Below are 18,782 nucleotides of genomic sequence, written 5' to 3'. Positions count from 1 at the left end.
GCTTTTTATTTACGTTGATCCAAGCGCTTCACATTCATTTCATTTTGATTCTGTATAGTGAAACTATAAAACTTTATCGAAAGGACGAAACAAAGTAAAGCTGTCAAGCGTCTAATAGAATATACAGAAACAGGAGGAATGAACGTGAATTCAAAATGGATCAAATATGGTGTCGTGACATTAACGGCATCATCCTTACTCACACCTAATCTGATATTGCCAGCGGCTTCAGTATCAGCAGCAGCCCAATCGGCGATATCATCCAAAATTGTAAAACTGACCGGCTCCAGCTATTTGAATATTCGTGATGCTCATTTCTTAATGCAGGAAAAAGGAAAGGTGCTGGCTTTTTCCGTAGCGATTACGAATAATGGCTCCGCCCAATTGGATCTTATTGATTATTGGCTTCGAGTGAAGACAAAATCAGGCAAGTCCTTTAAATCGACTATTACGGAAGCGGATAAAACAAAAACAACGGTCGCTCCGAAGTCTACGCAATATTTGACGTACTACACCGTTGTAGATAACCAAACAAAGATTTCAGATCTAACTTTTGAAGTTGTCAAATGGGACTTCTCCGTAGCGAATTACGAGCGCAGACTGGGAATGATTCAATATCCAGCAAATACAACCGATCAGATTCCTGCTTATAAGGATACGGTTATGCTCTATAACAACAATAAAATCAGAAGCGCTATCAAACAGTCCTACATAACAAAGGATGCCAATAATGCTTACTTGACCATCAATTTCCTTCTGGAGAATGTCGGTCTTCAATCGGCGGATTTGTCTAAAATGAATTTCTTCATTCAAACTGATAGCATGTCCGTCTATAATGTGAGCTCCAACTTGGAAGGGGCCTCCATTCAGCCAAAAGAACGCAAAATCGTTACCCTGCATGCGACGTTACCGCTTGTTGTGGCTGATAAACCGCTCTCCTTTATTGCATCGCTGAATGATGATGTATCCAAGGTTCAGCTGCCTTCCGGCGTGTTCGCTCTGCCTGCGACCAAAGCCGCTGCTGTAACGCCCGCTGGAGCGACTCGAATGTTCTACATGGATGGAACACCAATCAATACGAAAACAGCTTCTGCTTTTCTCACACAAGGATCGGATAAGAACCAGGTATCGATTGATTATACATTGACGAATACGGGGACCGCATCGATTCCCAACCCCAATCTGGATTATTTTCTCGTAACCTCTTCAGGAACAAGCTATCCGTTAACATTTACCAAAGAGGAAAATGGTGTGCTTCTGCCGAAGATCGACAAGGTGGTTACATTGACCGGAGAAATCCCATCCACGATTAAGCCGGAATCATCGCAACTGCTCGTAAAAACAACGGCCACTGAGAAAGAAAAGTCGTATATTATCGGCAGCTACTATCTCAAATCGACATCACAGCAGGGATCGCTGCAAAGCTCATTTGCTTATAACGATTACACCGTTAAACTCGATTCTGTTGCACGTTCGCCGCTGGAAGACAATGATGTTCTGATGGCTAACCTGACGATCACAAACAACAGCGATGTAAGCAAGCAGGTTCCTTCTCTTAGCGGTTATTTTATGGTGAACGGTGTCAAAATAGGCACTGAACAAAAGGCTGTCGGGCTCGATGAATCGGTTACAATTGCTCCAGGCGCATCCTATGAGGAAGTCGTATATTCAGAAATTCCTTATACAACCGCAATCGATAAAATTACATTCGTAAGCACAGAACCGGTACAGGACAAAGAAGGCAAGCAGCTTTATCAATTCTCTGGCCAGACGCTTAGCGAAACTCCGGTACGCAATATTGACGTGCCTTATGATGTCACAAGTGTCGGAAAACGTGCTTCGGTCAAAGTTACCCGTTCGGCTGTATTTGCCGGTGAGCAGAAAAATAACTTCTATGTAGAACTGGAAGCTGTCAATAAAGAGACGCGAGCTGCGCTAATTGCTAACCTGGGTGGTTACATTCAGGATAAGAATGGCGTCATCGTACCTGTACAGTTTGCAGAGGTGAAGGAGAAGCTTTCACCAAATGGCAAAGCGCTGGTCTCAGCATGGGCTCAGGTTTCCAAAAATTTTGACACAACTTCCTATCAATTCATTATTGGACAGTCTCTCGTAGCTCCTAATGACACTGGATCTCCTCCGGATACAGGAGGCGGTACGGGAGGTGGCGCAGGTACAGGTGCTGGCACCGGAGGAACCGGAACAGGCTCGCCCACTCAAATCCCTGTTATTGTGAAGCCTGTCTCCTACACATTAAACGGAACGGATGCTCAAGGCACGAAGCAAGGTCTCACAGGCATTACGTTTGGCGGTTATACGCTTGATATTCACCACGTTAATGCTTACTTGAATGTAGCGGGTGAATACGATGTGCAGGGCTTGAAGATGATGTTTGACTATAATTTGTCCAAAGACAAGCAATATGATTACATTGCCGGCGATCATAAGCTGATGTTTGAATTTGTTAATAAAGACACGTTGAAAACGACCTATTCCAAACAATATGCATTAGGGACTGCTGGGACCGATGAAGAGCTTCTTAAAGAAGCGGCGGAGAGCACACCTCTTACCATCATTTTCGCGGATAAAGATATCCAGGCTAATGTTCAGAAATATGAAGACTATACCCTGAATGTGTATGATGTCTTCCAAAATACCAAGCTGCTGATTGCAACAAAAGATTTAAAATGGTTTACTCCTTCCGAATAACAGCAGCGAACCCCGTACGGGTCAAAAGGACCAGTGCGGGGTTTTTCTTCCTTTTGCGTGTGGAAGTAATACTTGAAATCTAGTAAACTGACATGAGTGATAACTAGCTTAGTCAAGCTTAGTTGCAGCACGGATGTTGATAAAATGAGAATAATTGAGATGATTTATTGTAAATGCAACTGGTACTGGGGACATTCATGTAGAAAGGAGATTAATGATATTGCGATACAAAGGATGGAAACTAACAGCGGCAGCCGTTGTAATTGGTGCCGGGTTATGGGCGGGCTTTCAGTGGCCGTCATTGGCAGAGGGAGATGTGACTGCGGTTACACCTGGCAGTGTGGATGATCCGGTAGTAACAAAAAGCTATGTGGATCAGAGAATCGCCGCATTAAGCGGCGGGAGTACAAATAGTGGCGGCACCGCTTCAGAGGATAAGCCAGTTCCGGAGGAACAGGCACTGGGAGAAGACAATAACACAACCAATATTGTTACGGTTCCTGTCGGAAAAACACTCATCGCCAAGGATGGCGCACAGATGGTTGTGCGGGCCGGTAAAGCGATCGCTTACAGTCCTGATTCGAATGGTATCGCTGATGTGACGGACGGAGCAGACATAAAGAGCGGCAGCCGTGTACTTAACAATCATCTTATTATGTTTCCGCGCGGCGGACGGGGCATACTGCCTGAGCCAGGTCAAAAATACAGCCTCACGGTCATGGTAATGGGCGGCTACGAAATCAAGGTGCTGGACAACCAAGGCAAGTAACATTTGCAAGTCCTGACAAATTGTTTAGCGCGTCAAAGCTTAAGGATGAAGGCACAATAAAGCCATATCCTTTTTTAAAACTTTGGAGGTGCTTAGACGATGGCAAAACGTTCTTCTAATAAAGTGTTGGTAAAGGAAAGCAGAGCTGCTCTTGAACAAATGAAATATGAAATAGCAGCTGAGCTGGGATTAACGACAGGCCTGCTTTCGGCGGATCGCTTGGGTCATACCGAGTTTGCAACCGAGTTAGGCGGTATCGGCCAGGCATCGTCTTCAGAAAGTGTGCCTTGGTCACAGCTGGCTACCAGGGACGCCGGATCGGTTGGAGGCTCGATGACCCGCCAGCTCATTCAGAAGGCAGAGCAAGCTCTGAACGGATTGTAAATAAACTTACAACCATTGACACAAAGCGACAGTTTCGGTATCATACTGTTCTAGAGACTTGTCATTCCAGACCTTTTCCACTTGGAAAAGGTTCATTTTTTGAACCAAAGGAAAGTGTGGATTTTCATTTGGCTTTTCTCTGAGTATTTAGAGAAAGATGGTCTTATGAAGTATGGTGCCGATAGCCATTTCTTCTTAAATCGGGACGTTCAACGTTAGATTTGACGTGACCTTGATTTCTTTATAATCTCGATTCGACTGCTGTTTTATTCAAAATATAATAAAGTAGTCATTTATACTTTTTCATATTTTGAAAGAAGAAATTGAACATTTCAGCCATGCGCGATTCTAAATCCGCGTCAGCGGTTTTTCGCATATCGATAACATTTCTTCGAATGGATACTTAACTTAATTATGTTACAGGAGGTTGATATTGAATGTCGCTTAAAGGCAGTCATTTGTTTACATCGGAATCCGTTACAGAAGGACATCCCGATAAAATTTGCGATCAAATCTCGGATGCGGTATTGGATGCTTTTCTGGAGGTAGATCCTTATGCCCGCGTAGCTTGTGAGGTTTCGGTTGCAACCGGTTTGGTACTTGTAATTGGTGAAATCAGCAGCAGGGCGGATTATGTTGATATTCCGGCTATCGTACGCCGTACGATCAAAGATATCGGATATACGCGTGCCAAATATGGTTTTGATGCCAGCACATGCGCTGTATTAACCTCGCTCAACGAGCAATCCGCAGACATTGCCCAAGGCGTCAACGCTGCGCTGGAGTCGCGCGACGGCAAGGATATGCTTTTGGAGAACGAAGATATCGGCGCAGGCGATCAAGGCTTGATGTTCGGTTTTGCAACTAACGAAACTCCGGAACTGATGCCGCTTCCGATCGCCTTGTCGCACCGGATAGCCCGTCAATTGTCCGAAGTGCGCAAGAATGGCAAACTGGACTACCTGCGTCCGGACGGCAAAACTCAGGTTACCATCGAATATGTGGATGGCAAGCCGAAACGGGTGGATACCATCGTTGTCTCGACACAGCATGCCGAGGAAATTTCGCTCGAGCAAATTCAATCCGATATCCGCGAGCATGTCATCAAGCCGGTTGTGCCGGTGGAGTGGCTGGATGAAGAAACCAAATATTTTATCAATCCGACAGGCCGTTTCGTTATTGGCGGTCCTCAAGGGGATGCCGGTCTGACAGGCCGCAAAATAATCGTGGATACGTATGGCGGTTACGCTCGTCACGGCGGCGGGGCATTCTCCGGTAAGGATCCGACAAAGGTTGACCGTTCCGCAGCTTACGCCGCTCGTTATGTAGCGAAGAATCTCGTTGCTGCAGGACTTGCGGACAAATGCGAGATTCAACTCGCCTATGCTATCGGCGTGGCCAATCCGGTATCCATCAATGTGGATACTTATGGAACAGGTAAAGTCAGCGAAGAAAAGCTGGTTGAAGTCATCAAGAAGAATTTTGATCTTCGTCCGGCAGGCATTATCAAAATGCTTGATCTTCGTCGTCCTATTTATGGTAAAACGGCTGCTTACGGTCATTTTGGCCGTACAGATATCGAGCTGCCGTGGGAGAATGTAGACAAAGCTGAGCAGCTTAAAGCTGATGGATTGGCTTAAATCTTTATCCTCCCGGACCAATCTGCAATCTTTAATAAATAATCGATCAAATACAAGCCGCTCCTTATTGCAGGGGGCGGTTTTTTACTGTCGACTTATTGGCATATCGATTTTTTGAAGGGCTGGATTCGAACAACATGATGATTGCCGCAGGCGAGGATAGTCTCTTTATTCTTGAAAATCATTAAAAGTCTTCATTTCAAGGTGTACTTGACCGAAAAAGATAATACGAGTGTCTTCTATTGGGGAGTGGTAAAGTTGGTCCGAAATCGTAGCTGGCTATTTTGTTTAACTGTAATAATATTCGTTGTACAAATCGGATTTGGAGCGGTTATGGCTGGTCCATCCGCAGCCTCAGCCGCATCCGGAGGGCCGGAAGTACTGAGTAAGTCTCCTTCAGCCGGAGCAACCAATGTACAGTTGAGCGAAAAATTGGTATTGATCTTTGATGAGAATGTGGCAAAAGGAACGGGATCGGCTGCCATATCGATTCGCAAACTTAGTGATAATACGCTTTTTGAATCGTATATCGTATCTTCGGACAGCCATGTGCAAATAGGGGCGTCCAGAAATGTCGTCACCATAACACCAAGCAAATCCTTCGAGGCAAATATGAGCTATTATGTGTATATTGACGCAGGAGCCTTCCGGAATGAAGGCAATAATGCCAATTTTGCAGGACTTACAAGCACAGCCGCCTGGAATTTCACAACAATTTCAACAGTAGATACATCGCCTCCGGTCCTAACGAATTTATCCCCTGGAAATGGCGCATCTGCAAGTATTGGTACAACGCTTGTATTATCCTTCAATAAGGCTGTTTATGCGGCCAGTGGCAATATTCAAATCAGCAATGTCAACCAATCCGGAGACAGTCAATCGATTGGTGTTGTTTCGGGCAGCGTTACAGGAAGCGCGTCCCCGAATATTACTGTACAGCTTGGCACTACGCTGCGGCCCAGCAGCACATATGAAGTGACCATTCCAGGGGGGGCTTTTCAAGACGCGTCAGGCAATAGTTTTGCGGGCGTCAGCTCGGGACAATGGCGATTTACAACGACGGCGCCGCCTCTCGGAGTCCCTTCTCTGCAGCCTGCTGACAACGCATTTTCTGTTGGAATTGCAAGTAATCTGATCATGAATTTTCCTGTCAACGTGGCCGCGAATACGGGAAATATCAGAATCAACAAAATCTCAGATAACAGCACGGTTCAAACGATCAGCGTCAATTCGTCACTGGTAAGCGTCAGCGGCGGCTCGGTGACAATTAATCCGCAGGAGGATCTCTTGGGCAGCTCCGGCTATTATGTGCTGATCGATTCCGGCGCCTTTAAGGACGCCGGTAATCCGGGACTTCTTTATGAAGGCATTTCGGATGCGTCAGTCTGGAACTTTACAACGGATGCCGGCAATGATACGACACCGCCAACGCTGGTTGGAGACCGGAAGCCGCTCAATACGCAGACAACGACCACGCTGGACATGGAAATGAACTTTAGTGAGCCGGTCTATCAGGGTTCGGGCAGCATCATCATCAAGAATGCAGCCAACAATGCAGTGTTTGCAACAATCCCGGTTACTTCAGATAAAGTCAGTGGTGGAGGAACGTCGAAGATCACGGTTAAGGATACGAGTCTTGTTTTTGTAAATAATACTTCTTATTATGTGCAAATAGGCGGACAGGCGCTTCGCGATTTGAAAGGCAATTATTTTACCGGAATAAGCGGAACAACCGATTGGCAATTTATCGTGACGCAGGATACGGAGAAGCCTTCGATCGTCACCCTTCTTCCTGCTAATAATGAATCCGCTGTAGCTTTGTCTGGCGTAAATCTCGAGCTGCTCTTCAGCGAGCCGATTCAACTCGGATCAGCTCCGTCGGTCAAGATAAAACGCAATTCGGGCAGCACCAACGAAAACACGGTAACCACGAAACTATCCGTTGATCCGCAAAACAATCGGAAGCTGATTATAGCGCCAGAGAGCGCAATGACCGCTAACACAAACTATTTTGTGGAGATTGCAAGCGATACGGTTACGGATTTGGCGGGAAATAAATTTGACGGGATCCTGAATCAGTATCAGTGGACATTCAAAACAGCCAGCTCCTCTACAGGCGCTCCCTCTGTATCAAAAGCGGAGGTGCTGGGTACAAATCAGATCGTGCTCACCTTCAATAATACACTTGATCCAAACTCAGTACCCGTTCCAGCCAACTTCTATGTTACCGTTAACGCGGCTTCCAGACCGGTGACGAATGTACAGGTCAGCGGCCAGACGGTCGTGCTGACCCTGCAGGGGACACTGGCCTCCGGCCAGCTGATCAAAGTATCGTATTCGGCAGGCGAGAGGCCGATTAAATCTACAGGCGGCACAGCTGCTGCGAATTTCTCAGGCCGGGATGTTTCCAATAATCCCGACACAACCGTGCCCAGACAGCTCAGCGGTACAATTAACGGCAACACGATTATTCTGACCTTCAGCGAGAACCTGGCTGCTGTTAATGCGGGCGCCTACAGCCAGTTCTCGGCAGCCATTGGAAGCTCTACACGTACGGTTACACAGGTATCAGGAAGCGGCAATATTGTATTTATCACGTTTAACGGCAGTCCGGCAGCGAGCACGGAGACTGTAACTTTGTCTTATTACGCTTCAACCTATGCGTTGAAGGATTTGGCGGGGAATGCTGTTCCTTCCTTTAGCAGCTTCTATATTCAGAACGGGCAGGATACCCTTCCTCCGGTTCTGCAGAGTACAGCTGCTGCGGGTAATCTCGTAACTCTGACCTACAATGAGACCATGAACCCGGCAATGAAGCCGCCGACAAGCGCTTTTAAAGTCCTGGTTAACGGGATAGCGCGCGCGGTAACGTCAATCAACATCTCAGGGCCTCAGGTCGTTCTCACCTTGGCTTCTGCGACGGAGACAACGGACAATGTGAATGTATCTTACTCCGGGGGCTCACCGGCATTAACCGATATGAGCGGAAATGCTGCTGCCATCTTCAATGGACAGCTTGCAAATGGAGGGAATGGGTCATCGGCTGCCTCCATATCTCTTAGTGGAGTATTAGCCAAAGCAAGCACGATCACGGTCACCTTTTCGACAACGCTGAATGCGTCCTATCTTCCTTCATCCACTCAATTTACGGTTAAAGTGAATAATACGACTCGTCCGGTATCTTCAATTGCAATAAACGGCGCCGCTGTTACACTTACGCTGTTCACGCCTGTGGCCATCGGCGATACGATAACGGTAAGCTATACAGCCACGGGAACGATACTGCGTTCCTCCTCCGGTGTGGAAGCAGTATCGTTTACAGATATCAATGCGGCGAACCAGACAACCTGGGCGGATAATACGTCAGGGGATTTCGAAGAAGCCCAGGGCGGCGGAATAGCCATCAAGACATCTGCCGCCGCCGTCACAACCGCTGTTTCTCCTGCCGGGCAATCAACCCATCTTTATACCATCACATCGGAGAAGATTACGAGAGCCTTCTCCACGATACGGACAGTCAGCGGAATGGCGCCAAGAGTCGTGTTCGTTGTTCCGGACAGCGAGAATGCCGCCATGGTTTCCGTGCCGCTGGGAGGATTGGAGGAAGCCAAAAAAGCTGCCTCCAACGCTTCTGTCGCAGTCGTATATAAAGGCGCAGCCTACGAGATTCCACTTAGTGCACTGGATTTAACAGAGCTGGGAAAATTGCTGAATGCAGCGGGTGCTGCAGGACAGCTTGTCATATCCATCGATACCAGTGCCACAAACATGGCTTCGCCCCTTACCACAGCGTTAAATGCGGGCAAGGCCCAGATGATGATAAGTCCGGTCAACTTCGATCTTACGGTTGCCAATGGAGCCCTGACGAAAAAGGTGGACGGCTTGAACGGTTATGTAACCCGGACCTTGAAATCAACCATGCCGTTGAACGGACACGAAGTGGCTGTTGTCTGGATGGATCCGGTAACGAATAAGCTGTCTTATGTACCTACCAGAGTAACCAGTGAAAATGGGCAATCTACAGTAACCTTCAAGAGCAGAAGCAACGGTGCTTTTACTGTAGTAAAAGGCTCGGTCGGTTTCTCAGACATCAACAAGCATTGGGCACAAAACGATATTCTGCTGATGGCGAATAAATATGTGGTTGAAGGGACATCTCTTACTACCTTTACTCCGGATAAATCAATCACCCGTGGAGAGTTTGCGGTTCTTATCGTCAAAGGTCTGGGTCTGTCCGGCGTTAAGCAGGGAGCCTCCAAGTTCAAGGATGTCAACACGTCCTCGATACTGGCGGCGTATATCGGCGCAGCGGCGAACGCCGGAATTATACTGGGCATGCCGGATGGCACCTTCATGCCAAACAGTCCGGTGACCCGGGAGCAGATGGCTTCGATGATGATCCGGGCATCCAATACGGCCGGCGTACAGGTGGTTCTTTCGCAGGATGTGTCGGCCGTGCTGAAGAAATTCAGCGATGCCAACAAAATCGGCACCTGGGCACAAAGCGATGTGGCCAAGGCCGTTCAGGCAAGCATCATCAACGGCATGTCATCCACAAGCTTTGGCGGCAAATCCAACGCGACACGGGCGCAAGCGACCGTTATGGTTAAGCGTCTGCTGGATTACGCCGAGTTCCTGGATCTTTGATCCAACCCTCTCTACCATAATAGAGATACTATGAAAACGCTGAGAAGCTATTCGAGAGCCAGAATCGGATAGCTTTTTCTTTTCGTTCTTCGTCCGCTGATAGGACTCTTCTATCAAGCGTAACTTTTTCCAACTAGTAATAGTCTATAGCTAATAGACTTTTATGATGGGAGAGTTGCAGGAGAAATGCGCAAACTTGATAGAATAAAAAAGAAAAATGTCGTGAACACACGGAATTTGACGAAAAAACAGGTACTTATCTTAACGTTGGGTGTATCTATACTCGCTCAGCCGCTCTCTATAGCAATTCCAACGGTTGCCTCTGCCGCCACCGATACAAAGTCCGCCAATGCCTCTCAGAGCACGCAGGAGCAGCTGGTGCGTGTCTACGAGGAGATGATCACCTCCGGTGCGAAGCGTGTGGATTACAAATGGGCAAATAAAACAGGCTCGGGCGCCGAGCAGTCCAATGTCCATGTCATAGAGGTGGATTTGACCAATCCCAATGTGAAACTGGATGTCATGAACGGCAAGACAGGTGCGATTACCGGCTATGCCTCGACCGGAAACATGGTCAAGAACAGCGGCGCTGTTGCAGGCGTGAACGCGGACTATTTCAACACGTCGGGAAAAGGGGTGCCCATGGGGGCTGAAGTCCTCGGAGGCACATTGGTAGCAAGCCCCTCCAAGCTAAAGGGGATGTACGCCTTCGCGGTGACTGCCGACCGGAAGCCGATGATTGACCTGTTTGACTTCAACGGAACGGTAACCGCGGCGGATGGTACGGTATTTCCGCTTGCCGGCATCAATAAAGCCTCTTATACGATCGAACCGGAGAATACATACAGCCATGCGAATGCGATGTATATCTACACAAGTGCCTGGACGGCTCCCCGCCCTGATGCCAAAGAGAGCTCCACAACACCGACGGAAGTTCTGGTAGTGGACAATGTTGTCACTCAAATTGCCGAGAATTCAATGATTCCGGGGACTCCACCGGCCAATGGCTATATTTTGCGGACGCACGGTAAAGCGGCAGATTTTGTGCGCGATCATCTGCAAGTAGGTCAGCCCGTTACTTCCATTTACGGCCTTGTCTCGCAAACAACGGGGAAAACATATGATCCGGGTTCTCTGCAAATGCTGGTTGGCGGACATACGATCCTGGTTGATGAAGGCAAAGCGTCAGCTTACTCCAGAAGCATCAGCGGGATCAGCGGCACAGGCGATCGTGCGCGAACTGCCGTTGGATACAGCAAGGATGGCACCAAGGTATATATCATCACCGTTGAAGACAGCGATAACAGTGAAGGTGTCACGATTGCCGAGCTTCAGAAGCTGATGGTTCAGCTTGGTGTGTGGCGGGGCGTGAATCTGGACGGCGGAGGATCGACCACGATGATCACACGGCCCCTCGGTGAATTCAGTGCAGGGCTCACATTCCCTACGGAATATGGCACCGTGCAGCGCCTGATTCCAAGCGGCTTGGGTGTATTTACGACAGCCCCGCAGGGACAGGTGAAAGGAATCAAAGCAAGCGGGAGCGGCGTCCTCTTTATCGGTCAGCAGGCTACCTATGAGATGAAAGCTTACGATACCTACTATAATCCGATCGATCCCGGAACGCTGACGCCGACCTGGAGGTCATCCAATACGCTGGGTACATTCTCGGGAAATACGTATACAGCTCAAAAAGCGGGAAAAACAATATTAACCGTCAAATCCGGCAGCGGCAGCGACGAGCTTCCAGTGGAAATTGTCGGCGGCGATCAGCTTGCCCAGATGAGCGTCGATGTGAGTTCGCCGGTCCTGGAGCAGGGCAAGACCGGCACGATTTCCGTAGAGGCAGTCCTTAAGGACGGTCGTAAATTGACGGTGCCCGCTTCCTCTATCAAGTGGGAGCTCCACGGCTTCAAAGGCACCATTAGTGACGGTACACTCACCATAAATTCGATTGATGAAGGCGCCAAGGCAGGTTATGTGATCGCCCGTTATGACGGCTTCTCCTCGGTAGCGGTTCTGGCTGCCGGAGCGGATAAGAAATTTGAGGATTTCGAGCAGACGACCTACCCAATCTCCTTCTCCAATACGAATGGTGTAGTGGGGTCTGCGACCCTGGTTGCCGGATTGTCCGAAAATGCGGCATCGAAGGCGCTGCAGCTCACTTATGATTTCACAGGGGGCAGCGGCACGAAAGCAGCCTACGCCGTCTTCAACACGACCGGCAAGGCATTGGAGGGCAAACCATCTGCCATTACCTTGGATGTCCTTGGCGACAACAGCCTGAACTGGCTTCGCGCTGAATTCATTGATAACACGGGCAAAGCGCATCTAGTGACACTTGCCAAACAGGTGGACTGGACAGGCTGGAAGCAGCTCAAAGTCAATCTTCCGGCTGACGAGATGGCGTACCCCGTGAAGCTTAAACGGATATATATGGCCTCACTCGAGGATGGCCAGGATGAACGGGCACTGGCGGGATCTGTAGCGCTCGATAATATAAGCTTCCAATATGCGGCACTGGTTGCGGAGCCCCCCCGCACCACAATCCAGCTGGTGGTCGGCTCCAAGTCGGCGAAGGTTGGAGGAGTGGCGATGAAGCTGGATGTGGCTCCTCTGGTAATTAAAGGCACCACGTATTTGCCGCTCCGCTTTGTTACCGAAGCGATGGGGGCACAGGTTGTGTGGGAGCCTGCGAATAAACGGGTGTCCGTCCTTCGCGGAGACAAGCTGATGGAAATGTGGATCGGACGCGAGGAATTCCTGCTAAACGGACTGCTTAAGGAATCTGAAGTAGCCCCAATTACCCGGTCAGGTCGGACCTTGGTCCCAATCCGCCTTGTGTCGGAACAACTAGGACTTACCGTAAATTGGGATGGCAAAATGGGCACGATTACCGTCGAATGATAGTGACGCGTTTGTGTAATTGTGTGCTATGATAGAAAGTAGATATTTTTTAAGAAAGTGGGCCGAGTCTAACGTGGATTATCGCATTAACGATATCGATCGCGTGATCAAAAACGCCGTTCTTGTGATGGAAGACAGTAAATACCAAATTTACGAAATTTGCGAATCCGCGCGCAAAGAGCTTTTTTCGCTCGGCCAGGAGCTTACCCAGGTCATTAAAGAAGCAGCTGAAATTATTGATAAAGTGGACAAGCTGGAGCTCGACTATCGTCGGGCTCGGATCCGGCTTACGGAAGTAAGCCGTGATTTTGTGAGGTTTAAAGAGCAGGACATTAAGATTGCCTATGAGAAGGCTACCCAATTACAGCTGGATCTTATGGTTTTTCGGGAGAAAGAAAGCTACTTGAAGGCGCGTCGCGATGATTTGCAAAAGCGGGTTCGCAATGTCGAGCGGTCTGTTGAACGGGCCGAATCGATCGGATCCCAGATCAATGTCGTCCTCGAGTATCTGTCCGGCGATCTGAATCAGGTGACCCGGATCCTGGAATCCGCCAAAAATCGCCAACAGATCGGGCTGAAGATTATTTTGGCCCAGGAAGAAGAGCGCAAACGGATCGCCCGGGAAATTCATGATGGTCCCGCACAATCACTCGCAAATATAGTTCTTAGGACGGAAATTGCGGAAAGAATGCTGGGAAAGCAGGAATTTCAATTAGTACAAGAAGAATTAATAGACTTGAAGGGACAGGTTCGCTCGGGAATTGAGGAGATCCGTAAAATCATCTTTAATCTGCGCCCTATGGCCTTGGATGACCTGGGACTTATCCCGACCCTTCGCAAGTATGTCCAGGATTTTGAGGAGAAGACCAAGATTCGGACGATATTCGACACAATCGGAAAGGAAATGCGATTGCCCTCCGCTATGGAAGCAGGCATGTACCGGCTTGTTCAGGAAGCCTATAGCAATGCTTTCAAGCATGCAAACCCTACTTTCGTCGCGCTTGAATTTACGTTTCAGGCACAGATGGTGAAGATTGTCGTTAAGGATAATGGCGTCGGTTTCCATGTCGATCTGATTGAATCCCGGACCAAGGACAACGCACATTTCGGTTTGATCGGAATGCGTGAAAGAGTGGAACTGTTGGAAGGGAGGATGGAGATCGAATCGGCAATCAACGAGGGAACAAGAATTACGATTCATATCCCTATCAACGCGGAGCAAAGAAAGGAGTAAACTGACGATGGATCAAAGAGCAACGACTGCCAAACGCAAGATTAAAGTATTAATTGCAGACGATCATCAACTATTCCGCGAGGGACTCAAGCGGATCCTTAATATGGAAGATGATTTGGAAGTCATTGGCGAATGCAACGATGGTATACAGGTGCTGGAGTTCTGCAACGAGAACAAGCCGGAAGTTGTGTTGATGGATATCAATATGCCCATTGAGAACGGTGTTGTCGCAACCGAGCGGCTGCGCGACATTTTTCCCGATGTGAAGGTTATTATTTTATCCATTCATGATGATGAGAGCTACGTGTTCGAGACCCTTCGCAAGGGAGCATCCGGTTATTTGCTTAAGGACATGGAGGCGGAGGCCTTAGCGAATGCGATTCGCTCTGTCGTGAGCGGCTATGCATACATTCATCCCAAAGTGACGGGCAAGCTGATCAATCAGCTGCGCAGGATGACTTATCTGGACGAAATCGGTTCGACTTCGGGCGCTGCGGCAAGCCGTGAGGCCGGTGTGAAATTTGTCCCCAGCGAGAATAATCCGCTGACTCGCCGTGAAGCGGAAGTGCTTCGCTTGATGGCTGAGGGCAAAAGCAATAAAATGATCGGCGAATATTTGTTTATCAGTGAAAAGACGGTCAAAAACCATGTCAGCAGCATTTTGCAAAAAATGGAGGTTGATGACCGGACGCAAGCGGTTATTAACTCTATCAAGTTCGGCTGGGTGACCCTCTAGCATTAACGTTTTACATACAAAGAAGAAGAGCTTCCGCATCTGGCGGAAGCTTTTTTTCATTTTCTTATCAGCTATCCCGTACAGAGGCCTTTTTGTGCGACTTGTCCGTTGGTGTCCCGCACTTATAGGCTGCTGGCGGCATATGATGTCACAAAAAGGAGGTGGCCGCCTTGATCCCGATTTTGCTTGGAATCATCGGTTGTTACGCCTTGGCGGCAGCTGCTGTGCATCTGGCCTATGTCTACACGAGGAAAAGGAGACGAGCAGAGCGGCATTATGTCCTGCTCGCCCGGAATGAGCAGCATATGATGGAATGGTATATGCGGTCAATCCGCCGGCTATCCCACCGGACAGGAGAAGAAGTAAAGGTTACAGTGATCAATCAGGGAAGCGAAGACGATACCATGCAGATTGCGGGGAGATTTGCAAGAAGCGGGATGAAGGTGGACATAGCTGCCGGGTTGCAGCCTGCCGTCACCAGTGGCGTATCGGACGATGAACCATATGAAGGAGAGCAGGTGCTCGTGGATCTGGGAAAACCTGCGGAGCTGTTGAAGCTTCCTCTATGACTGCCTGGAGGACAAGAAAAGAACCATTCATGAGGATTGCTTACGCAGAGGAGGTCGGGGTATAATCAGCTATATACAATTATCGGACGAGTGAAGCACACACGTACCGCTGCCCCAAGGCAGCTGGCGGGTGTGCTTTTTTTGTTCGATTTATACATTCTGAAGGGAAGATTCGCTTCGCTACAATCGGGATCTGGAGGAGGAGCCTTTGAAAGTTACTTTATACATAATGAGATCCGGTCAGGAATCCCGTGCGTCATGGTCGATAGCGCCCGAGATTGATTTTGCCTACTGGCTGGATACCGCTTTCCGGAATGAGGCCGATCAGGAGACCAAGGGGATTCTACTGGGTTCCGGGTATGGGAATATGAATACTATCGTCAATGAATTGAACGGGCGCTTGCTTGAAGCAAAGGTCATAGAACTGATTGTTTGGCCATATATGCTGCCGCTTGGTCTTGCGCAGAGGATTTCAAAACATTGGCCGGATTCTGTTCGCAAGGGGGCTGGCAAGAAGGAAATAATCAGCCAATTGACACGTCAGATTCGCGAGTCAAAGCTGATGGACATGAAGATGGATCACGCTCATCCAATGGCACAACCCGTCGAGATAAGAACACCGGATTCCCCCACTTCCACGAACGGGGTGGCTGCCCGGGAATTGGCGCGGCAGGCATGCGGCGCCGCCATGAGAGTGCAGGGTCGACTGCTCCTTACCGGCGAAGTCCTTGCACTACTTGCGGCGGATGCCCGTGAGATCTCTGAAAGCGTGCCTGTACAGGCGTCCTGGGACGCTGTTGCCCCCGCGCTCCAGTTGGCCGCTTTGCAGGGTCTGATGGGTTTGGAAAGCGCAGTTTCCCGGCAGGTCCCAGATTCGCAGCCGTTATGGCGTTCAATGCGACGTAAGGGTGCAGGGGCACAGCTTCAATGCCAGCGCTGCGGCAGCACAGCTGCCCGGATGAGACGAACGCCATGTGCAGTATGCGGGCAGTCGTGCGCCTATTGCGAGGCGTGCTTGACCATGGGACGAAGCCGCGAATGCAGCCTGCTTGTCAGCGGCACTCCGGTGCTTGCGGCCAGAGAGGACGGGGGCAGGTCTGCTGTTGTGCTTGCCGCGCCTCATACGCGTTCCCAAGCACGGGGCACGGATGACCGGCTTGCACGCTGGGGCCTGAGTCCGGCGCAGAGTGCGGCGACTGCGGCAGCGCTGAGTTATATGGAAGGCGGTGATGCTTCTGGTCGGACCACATGGATTCAGCGTATGGCCGGGCTTATTGGAGGCACTGCGCCAGCCAGCCAGCAGCGACGCTTCCTGCTGTGGGCCGTGACGGGGGCGGGCAAGACGGAGATGATTTTTCCGCTGATTGAAGCCTGCTTGCAGCAGGGGGGCCGGGCGCTTATTGCGACACCAAGGCGCGATGTTGTGCTTGAACTGGATCCAAGGCTGCGCAAAGCCTTCCCAGGCACAACCGTTGTTACCTTATATGGCGGGAGTGCACAGCGCTGGGAATATGGCGAATTGACGATTGCCACTACACATCAGCTGTTTCGTTTTCGTCATGCTTTTGATCTGGTAGTAATCGACGAGCTCGATGCTTTCCCTTACCATAACGATCCGATGCTTCAATATGCGGCAGGCCACGTATGCAAGCCTGGTGGAACAACAGTCCTGCTCTCTGCCACACCGCCTGCGCAGTTGAGACGTGCTGCGCAGCTTGGAGGTCTGGCGCATGTCCGTGTACCCGTGAGATTTCACCGGCATCCGCTGCCTGTGCCAAAGCTAATCCGGATTCCGCCGGTAAGCAAGCTGCTGCGGCAGCGAACTTTGCCGCACCTTCTCGTCTTAGCTTTGAGAATATCAATTGGGCGGGGCGCCCAAGTCTTTATGTTCGTCCAGCAAATCCGTGACGTGCAGCCGCTTGTCGTGAGGCTGCAGATTTTATTTCCCGACATTGTGATTGAGGGAACCTCCTCCAAGGACGGGAACCGTGCCGACAAAGTGCTTCGTTTTCGCGACCGCAGCATTCGTTTATTGGTTACAACGACCATTTTGGAGCGTGGTGTGACCGTTCCCAAAAGCGATGTCTATATTCTTGACTCCGATGGAAAATTATTCGACGATGCTTCGCTTGTACAGATGGCAGGACGTGCAGGCCGTTCCAAGGATGACCCGGCAGGTCATGTCTATTTCTGTGCTTCAGCACGAACAAAGTCTCAGAAGTCTGCGATTGCCCAAATTAGAGGAATGAATAGAATCGCAAGAAAAAACGGTTATCTTGTTACACCAGGGAAGGAGTAAGGATCAGAGCCCATGCCATCCTTTTGGAGCCTGCTGCACCAAACATTACCGAAAGCTATTCATAGCATTACCGCTCTGTTGGCGCCATCGTCCAGCCAGTGTCTGATGTGCGGCAATGCATCACGGCGTGCGGCGGATGCCCCATTCTCCGCTCTTTGCGGAGACTGCCAGCAGGCTATACCATGGATCAGGCATATTCATTGCCCGGTTTGTGGACGGCCCGAGCACTGTCCGGACTGCATGCGCCGCGAGGATACGGCATTTATATGCAACCGCAGCGCGGTTCGATATAGTCCGCTCATAAGAGAGTGGCTCGCTTTATATAAATACCGCGGCCATGAAGCGATTGCGCCGCTGCTCGGAGAGATGCTCTTCACTGCGTATTCACAGACGGTTACAGAGATGACAGGAAGGTCGGAAGCTTTTGCCATCAACGGATTTATTCCCGTGCCGGTGAGCGAAGAGCGTCTTCTTGAACGCGGGTTCAACCAGGCCGAGCGGCTCGCCAGGATTATGGCAGAACGCAGCGGACATCCGGTATTCGATATTTTAAGACGAACGCGGCATAGCGGCAAGCAAAGCTTCAAAACCAGAGGCGCCCGTATAAAGGATGCCGAGAATCTGTTTGCAGTGGATCATGATAGTTTTACATCCATGCTGCTTCAGCTTTCATCGGTTCGTTCGGAGGGAAGCTTACAGAATCATAGGCCCCGGCTGATGATCATTGATGATATTTATACGACGGGAAGCACAGTCAATGCCTGTGCTCATGCGATTCAGGACGCGTACCGCAGGAGCCCTTCAGGCGGCATAATCGAAATTTTTATTTTGACATTAGCCAGGTCCTGAGTTAATTACCGTTATATGGGGAATGGAGATGACGCAAAC

The 18,782-nt window shown here is 49.6% G+C and carries 11 protein-coding genes; all 11 read left to right on the top strand.

What is annotated here, in order from left to right; translation table 11 throughout:
* Positions 1–144: 144 nt before the first annotated feature.
* The 11 genes from AC0YOB_RS18305 (at position 145) to AC0YOB_RS18255 (ending at position 18,743) form a co-directional block, all read left to right on the top strand.
* A complete protein-coding gene (locus tag AC0YOB_RS18305; protein WP_475794003.1) occupies positions 145–2,709 on the top strand; it encodes a hypothetical protein in 2,565 nt (854 codons plus the stop codon).
* Positions 2,710–2,929: 220 nt separating this feature from the next.
* Positions 2,930–3,478 (top strand): hypothetical protein, encoded by a 549-nt coding sequence (locus tag AC0YOB_RS18300; protein ID WP_475794002.1) that lies wholly within the window; start codon positions 2,930–2,932, stop codon positions 3,476–3,478.
* Positions 3,479–3,577: 99 nt separating this feature from the next.
* The gene (locus AC0YOB_RS18295) at positions 3,578–3,862 is read left to right on the top strand and encodes a small, acid-soluble spore protein, alpha/beta type (protein ID WP_475794001.1); all 285 of its coding nucleotides are present in this window, start codon (positions 3,578–3,580) and stop codon (positions 3,860–3,862) included.
* A gap of 437 nt (positions 3,863–4,299) precedes the next feature.
* The gene (metK, locus tag AC0YOB_RS18290) at positions 4,300–5,502 is read left to right on the top strand and encodes a methionine adenosyltransferase (protein ID WP_475788771.1); all 1,203 of its coding nucleotides are present in this window, start codon (positions 4,300–4,302) and stop codon (positions 5,500–5,502) included.
* A gap of 333 nt (positions 5,503–5,835) precedes the next feature.
* On the top strand, positions 5,836–10,149 hold the full coding sequence (locus tag AC0YOB_RS18285; protein ID WP_475794000.1) for an Ig-like domain-containing protein: 4,314 nt from the start codon (positions 5,836–5,838) through the stop codon (positions 10,147–10,149).
* Between the two features lie 186 nt (positions 10,150–10,335).
* Positions 10,336–13,056 (top strand): stalk domain-containing protein, encoded by a 2,721-nt coding sequence (locus AC0YOB_RS18280; RefSeq protein ID WP_475793999.1) that lies wholly within the window; start codon positions 10,336–10,338, stop codon positions 13,054–13,056.
* Positions 13,057–13,129: 73 nt separating this feature from the next.
* On the top strand, positions 13,130–14,290 hold the full coding sequence (locus AC0YOB_RS18275; RefSeq protein WP_210039017.1) for a sensor histidine kinase: 1,161 nt from the start codon (positions 13,130–13,132) through the stop codon (positions 14,288–14,290).
* Positions 14,291–14,297: 7 nt separating this feature from the next.
* Complete coding sequence (locus AC0YOB_RS18270; protein WP_210039016.1) at positions 14,298–15,026, top strand: response regulator; 729 nt, start codon at positions 14,298–14,300, stop codon at positions 15,024–15,026.
* Between the two features lie 170 nt (positions 15,027–15,196).
* The gene (locus AC0YOB_RS18265) at positions 15,197–15,595 is read left to right on the top strand and encodes a glycosyltransferase family A protein (protein WP_475793998.1); all 399 of its coding nucleotides are present in this window, start codon (positions 15,197–15,199) and stop codon (positions 15,593–15,595) included.
* A gap of 208 nt (positions 15,596–15,803) precedes the next feature.
* A complete protein-coding gene (locus tag AC0YOB_RS18260) occupies positions 15,804–17,894 on the top strand; it encodes an ATP-dependent helicase ComFA (RefSeq protein ID WP_475793997.1) in 2,091 nt (696 codons plus the stop codon).
* Positions 17,895–17,906: 12 nt separating this feature from the next.
* The gene (locus AC0YOB_RS18255) at positions 17,907–18,743 is read left to right on the top strand and encodes a ComF family protein (RefSeq protein ID WP_475793996.1); all 837 of its coding nucleotides are present in this window, start codon (positions 17,907–17,909) and stop codon (positions 18,741–18,743) included.
* Positions 18,744–18,782 lie beyond the last annotated feature (39 nt).

Source organism: Paenibacillus sp. JT31N17 (assembly GCF_056269255.1).
Note: the sequence above shows the minus strand (reverse complement) of the source record. Positions and strands in the feature narration are given on the sequence as shown.

What these genes read in the sequence shown, in the direction of transcription:
- AC0YOB_RS18295 (WP_475794001.1), top strand. Translation starts at nt 3,578, where the DNA reads ATGGCAAAACGTTCTTCTAATAAAGTGTTGGTAAAGGAAAGCAGAGCT.
- metK (WP_475788771.1), top strand. Translation starts at nt 4,300, where the DNA reads ATGTCGCTTAAAGGCAGTCATTTGTTTACATCGGAATCCGTTACAGAA.
- AC0YOB_RS18285 (WP_475794000.1), top strand. Translation starts at nt 5,836, where the DNA reads ATGGCTGGTCCATCCGCAGCCTCAGCCGCATCCGGAGGGCCGGAAGTA.
- AC0YOB_RS18280 (WP_475793999.1), top strand. Translation starts at nt 10,336, where the DNA reads ATGCGCAAACTTGATAGAATAAAAAAGAAAAATGTCGTGAACACACGG.
- AC0YOB_RS18270 (WP_210039016.1), top strand. Translation starts at nt 14,298, where the DNA reads ATGGATCAAAGAGCAACGACTGCCAAACGCAAGATTAAAGTATTAATT.
- AC0YOB_RS18255 (WP_475793996.1), top strand. Translation starts at nt 17,907, where the DNA reads ATGCCATCCTTTTGGAGCCTGCTGCACCAAACATTACCGAAAGCTATT.